Origin of the sequence: Pseudomonas sp. GZD-209 (assembly GCF_049310485.1) — a bacterium.
GTDB lineage: Bacteria > Pseudomonadota > Gammaproteobacteria > Pseudomonadales > Pseudomonadaceae > Aquipseudomonas > Aquipseudomonas sichuanensis.
In genome coordinates, this window is the sequence record NZ_JBMOWQ010000139.1 from 1 (window position 1) to 3,768 (window position 3,768).

The following is a 3,768-nucleotide window of genomic DNA, read 5'->3' on the forward strand; positions in this document are numbered from 1 at the left end:
ACAACCCCCCACCGAGAACCCAGCAACGCGTCGGCCCTGTGGGGGTTCCTTCCTCCCCCGCGATGCTTTCAGCGGTCGTCATCCTTCCACGGCGCCTGCAGGTAGCGAGTGCGGTTGAACGTCTCCAGCCACTCCGGGCTGAACACCACCAGCGCACTGATCACCATGCCGTTGATGAACGCCTCGGGGAACATCATCAGCCACAGGTAGCCGACGAAATCGCTCAGCCACTCCGGCATGGCGAAGCGTTCGTCCATCCACAGCAGCCCCAGCCCGGCCATCAGGCACACCAGCACCGTCAGGGCGGCGGGGAAGAAACCGCAACAGAAGATATAGACGAACAGGTTACGCGGCTGCGCGCGTTCGACCAGGATCGCGCACACCTCGGTGACCAGCACCGGCAGGCCTACGATCAACAGGCCGTTGACGCCGATCGCGGCCAGGTCCTGGCGGCCGAGCAGCAGCAGACCGAGTTGGGCAAGAAAGCCGCCAAGCACTGCCAGCGGCCAATCCAGCAGCAGGGTCACGGCGGTCATGCCGATGAAGTGATAGGACACGCCAGTGTCGAAGTCGCGGCGCACCAGCCACAGGGCAAACAACCCGAACACGGTGCCGAACAGCAGGTGCTGGCGGCGAGTATCAGTGAACAGCTCGACCCAGCGGGTGCGGCTGATGGCCCAGACCAGCAGGGGCACGTAACCGAGCCAGCCAAGGGTGAGGCTGGTGCTGGACAAGACCTGTGCGCTGATCACCTGAGCAATATCCCTGTCGGCCATGTGGACAAGCCTGAGTCTACACCCATTCTCCCTTACGCCTGGTTGCTATAGGCTGGCAGCTCCATTCGATGCAGGAAGCGTCCGCCATGCCTGAAGGGCTCAATCTGCCACTGCTGTTGGGCGCGGCATTCAGCGCGGTCGCGGGCCTACTGCACCTGGCGATCATCCTGGTCGGGCCGCGCTGGTACCGCTTGTTCGGCGCGGGCGAGCGCATGGCCAGGGCCGCCGAGCAGGGGCGCCGCTACCCGGCACTGGTCACCGCGGCCATTGCGCTGGTGTTGCTGGCCTGGTCGGCCTATGCGCTGTCTGCTGCCGGGCTGATCAAACCGCTGCCCTTCCTGCTGCCGGTGATCTGCCTGATCACCCTGGTGTACCTGGCTCGCGGCCTGCTGGGCCCGGTACTGCTGGCCGGCACAGGGCGGACCCGGCGGTTTATCGCGGTCAGTTCGGTGATCTGCCTGGGGGGCGGGCTGCTGCATTTGCTCGGGGTGGTTCAGCAATGGTTGATGCTGGGCTGATTCCCACGCACAAACAGCATCTTACCGTCATCGTTTAGCGACTAAGCTTGTCCCCATGGATGACTCCGACTACTTGCGCCTGCTTACCATCCAGGCCGAACAAGCCAATGCCTTTCTCTCCAATGCGCGCAAATGGGAGCGCGAGCGTTGGGTGTGCCAGCGCCTGCTGCAAGGGTTGAACATTGCCTACCGCAGCGAGGACTTCACCCCGGCCGGGCAGGAGCCGCCAGATGTGCTGTTCCGCGATGCGGCGTTCGAGGTGTTCTTCGTGCTCGACGAGGGCCGGCGGCTCAACGATGAATGGCGCGAGGAGCTGCAACGCCGGCGCAGCGCGTTTTCCCTGAGCCAGCTGGTGCGTCGCGAAGCACGGCCGCGGCGCATCCCTGCCCAGGAGCTGCTGGCGCGCCTGGCGCCGACCTTGCGCAAAAAGGCGCATAACTACCGGGAACGAGGGCTGGACTTGAGCGAGCTGGACATCATCGCCTTCGCCAGCCTCAAGCGCGAGGTGCTCGACCTCAACAGCCATTTCCCGCCACCCACCGAATACCTGCGCCAGGGCTGGCGTTCGCTGTCGTTGGTGGGGCCGACCTTTGCCCGGGTGCTGTTCGCCCACCCGGATGCGCCGGATTTCTTGCGTGCCAACCTGGGGCGCAGCATCGTGTTCGATGTGGGGATCAGTCTTTGATCCAGTGCCGAGAGTCTTTGCGATCACGTACACTCGGCGACAGAGATAGAACGCATTATCATTCGTTCCACGCGTTTGCGTGAACGCTGTGGCGTACACGCAGTCACAAACGTCTATCTACGAGGCCCACCATGACCAGCCGCCTGAATCCTGAAGATCAGCGTCGCGTCGATGAGTACTTGAGTGCCCCCCAGCATCGTGTCGAGCGCAGGCCTTTCCGGCCGTTGCTGCTCCTGTTGCTGGTGGTGGCCGTGACCATCGGTCTGGGCCTGTTGAGCCGCCTGTTGAGTGGACTGGTGCTATGAGCTGCCTTGCGCTCGCCCTCCCCTCTGCTGCGTTGCGGCCGGGCCTTGTGCCCACGAATTCCGTAAAACTTGTGAGATATCCCTATGACTCATCGCATCGTGATTGTCGGCGGCGGCGCCGGCGGCCTGGAACTGGCGACCCGCCTGGGTAAAAGCCTGGGCAAGCGCAAACAGGCCGAGATCACCCTGGTTGACGCCAACCTGACGCACATCTGGAAACCGCTGCTGCACGAAGTGGCGGCCGGTTCGCTGAACTCCTCGGAAGATGAACTGAACTACGTGGCTCAGGCCAAGTGGAACCACTTCAACTTCCAGATGGGCCGCATGAGCGGCCTGGACCGCGAAAGCAAACAGATCCAGCTGGCCGCCACCCTCGACGACGAAGGCCGCGAGCTGCTGCCTGCGCGCACCCTGGGTTACGACACCCTGGTGATTGCCGTGGGCAGTAACACCAACGACTTCGGCACCCTGGGCGCGGCGCAGCACTGCCTGTTCCTCGACAGCCGCAAGCAGGCCGAGCGCTTCCACCAGCAACTGCTCAACCACTACCTGCGCGCCCATGCCGGCGATGTGGCCAGTGAAAAGATCAGCGTGGCCATTGTCGGCGCCGGCGCCACCGGTGTGGAGCTGGCGGCCGAGCTGCACAACGCCGCCCATGAACTGGCGGCCTACGGCCTGGACAAGATCCAGCCCAAGGACATGCACATCACCCTGATCGAGGCTGGCCCGCGCGTGCTGCCGGCGCTGCCCGAGCGCATCAGCGTGCCGGTGCACAAGACCCTGGAAAAACTCGGGGTGACGGTGATGACCAGCGCCTCGGTCAGTGAAGTGACCGAGGATGGCCTGAAAACGGCGTCCGGCGAAGTGATCCAGGCCAGCCTGAAGGTGTGGGCGGCGGGTATTCGCGCGCCGGGCTTCCTCAAGGACATCGACGGCCTGGAAACCAACCGCATCAACCAGCTGGTGGTGCGCCCGACCCTGCAAACCACCCGCGACGACAATATCTTCGCCTTCGGCGATTGCGCCGCCTGCCCGCAACCGGGCAGCGACCGCAACGTGCCGCCACGGGCCCAGGCCGCGCACCAGCAGGCATCGCTGCTGGCCAAGAGCCTGAAGGCACGGCTGGAGAACAAGGCGCTGCCGACCTACGAGTACAAGGACTATGGCTCGCTGGTGTCGCTGTCGCGCTTCTCGGCGGTGGGCAACCTGATGGGTAACCTGATGGGCAGCGTGAAGCTGGAAGGCTGGCTGGCGCGGATGTTCTATGTGTCGCTGTACCGCATGCACCAGATGGCGTTGTATGGGTTCTTCCGCACGGCGATGCTGATGCTGGGTAGCAAGATTGGGCGCGGGACCGAGCCTCGCCTGAAGCTGCACTGACAGCCGCGGCGCGGTTCAAGGTAAAGACGAAGATCTAGTGGGAGCGGGGGGGGGGGGGGGGGGGGGGGGGGGGGGGGGGGGGGGGGGGAGTGGGGGGGGGGGGG

At 64.6% G+C, this 3,768-nt stretch carries 5 protein-coding genes; 4 read left to right on the plus strand and 1 reads right to left on the minus strand.

All coding sequences use genetic code 11. The features are described 5' to 3' along the window. Positions 1-68 precede the first annotated feature (68 nt). Positions 69-776: an energy-coupling factor ABC transporter permease gene (locus ACO6VM_RS16370; RefSeq protein WP_401058505.1), complete on the minus strand. Its 708-nt coding sequence runs from the start codon at positions 774-776 to the stop codon at positions 69-71. 86 nt (positions 777-862) lie between these two features. Between ACO6VM_RS16370 and ACO6VM_RS16375 the strand changes: the two genes are divergently transcribed. The 4 genes from ACO6VM_RS16375 to ACO6VM_RS16390 all read left to right on the plus strand — a co-directional run bounded on the left by ACO6VM_RS16375 (position 863) and on the right by ACO6VM_RS16390 (position 3,664). Then, entirely contained in the window at positions 863-1,294 is a 432-nt protein-coding gene (locus ACO6VM_RS16375; RefSeq protein WP_401058504.1) for a hypothetical protein, read from the plus strand. 55 nt (positions 1,295-1,349) lie between these two features. Further along, positions 1,350-1,979 (plus strand): DUF1780 domain-containing protein, encoded by a 630-nt coding sequence (locus ACO6VM_RS16380; protein WP_125462595.1) that lies wholly within the window; start codon positions 1,350-1,352, stop codon positions 1,977-1,979. A gap of 131 nt (positions 1,980-2,110) precedes the next feature. After that, on the plus strand, positions 2,111-2,284 hold the full coding sequence (locus ACO6VM_RS16385) for a DUF3094 family protein (protein ID WP_110991747.1): 174 nt from the start codon (positions 2,111-2,113) through the stop codon (positions 2,282-2,284). A gap of 84 nt (positions 2,285-2,368) precedes the next feature. Then, complete coding sequence (locus ACO6VM_RS16390) at positions 2,369-3,664, plus strand: NAD(P)/FAD-dependent oxidoreductase (RefSeq protein WP_322359485.1); 1,296 nt, start codon at positions 2,369-2,371, stop codon at positions 3,662-3,664. The last annotated feature ends 104 nt before the right edge of the window (positions 3,665-3,768 follow it).

Bases quoted from the DNA above. Each gene is read 5' to 3' on its own strand.
- ACO6VM_RS16370 (WP_401058505.1), bottom strand. From the start codon at position 776: ATGGCCGACAGGGATATTGCTCAGGTGATCAGCGCACAGGTCTTGTCC.
- ACO6VM_RS16375 (WP_401058504.1), top strand. From the start codon at position 863: ATGCCTGAAGGGCTCAATCTGCCACTGCTGTTGGGCGCGGCATTCAGC.
- ACO6VM_RS16380 (WP_125462595.1), top strand. From the start codon at position 1,350: ATGGATGACTCCGACTACTTGCGCCTGCTTACCATCCAGGCCGAACAA.
- ACO6VM_RS16385 (WP_110991747.1), top strand. From the start codon at position 2,111: ATGACCAGCCGCCTGAATCCTGAAGATCAGCGTCGCGTCGATGAGTAC.
- ACO6VM_RS16390 (WP_322359485.1), top strand. From the start codon at position 2,369: ATGACTCATCGCATCGTGATTGTCGGCGGCGGCGCCGGCGGCCTGGAA.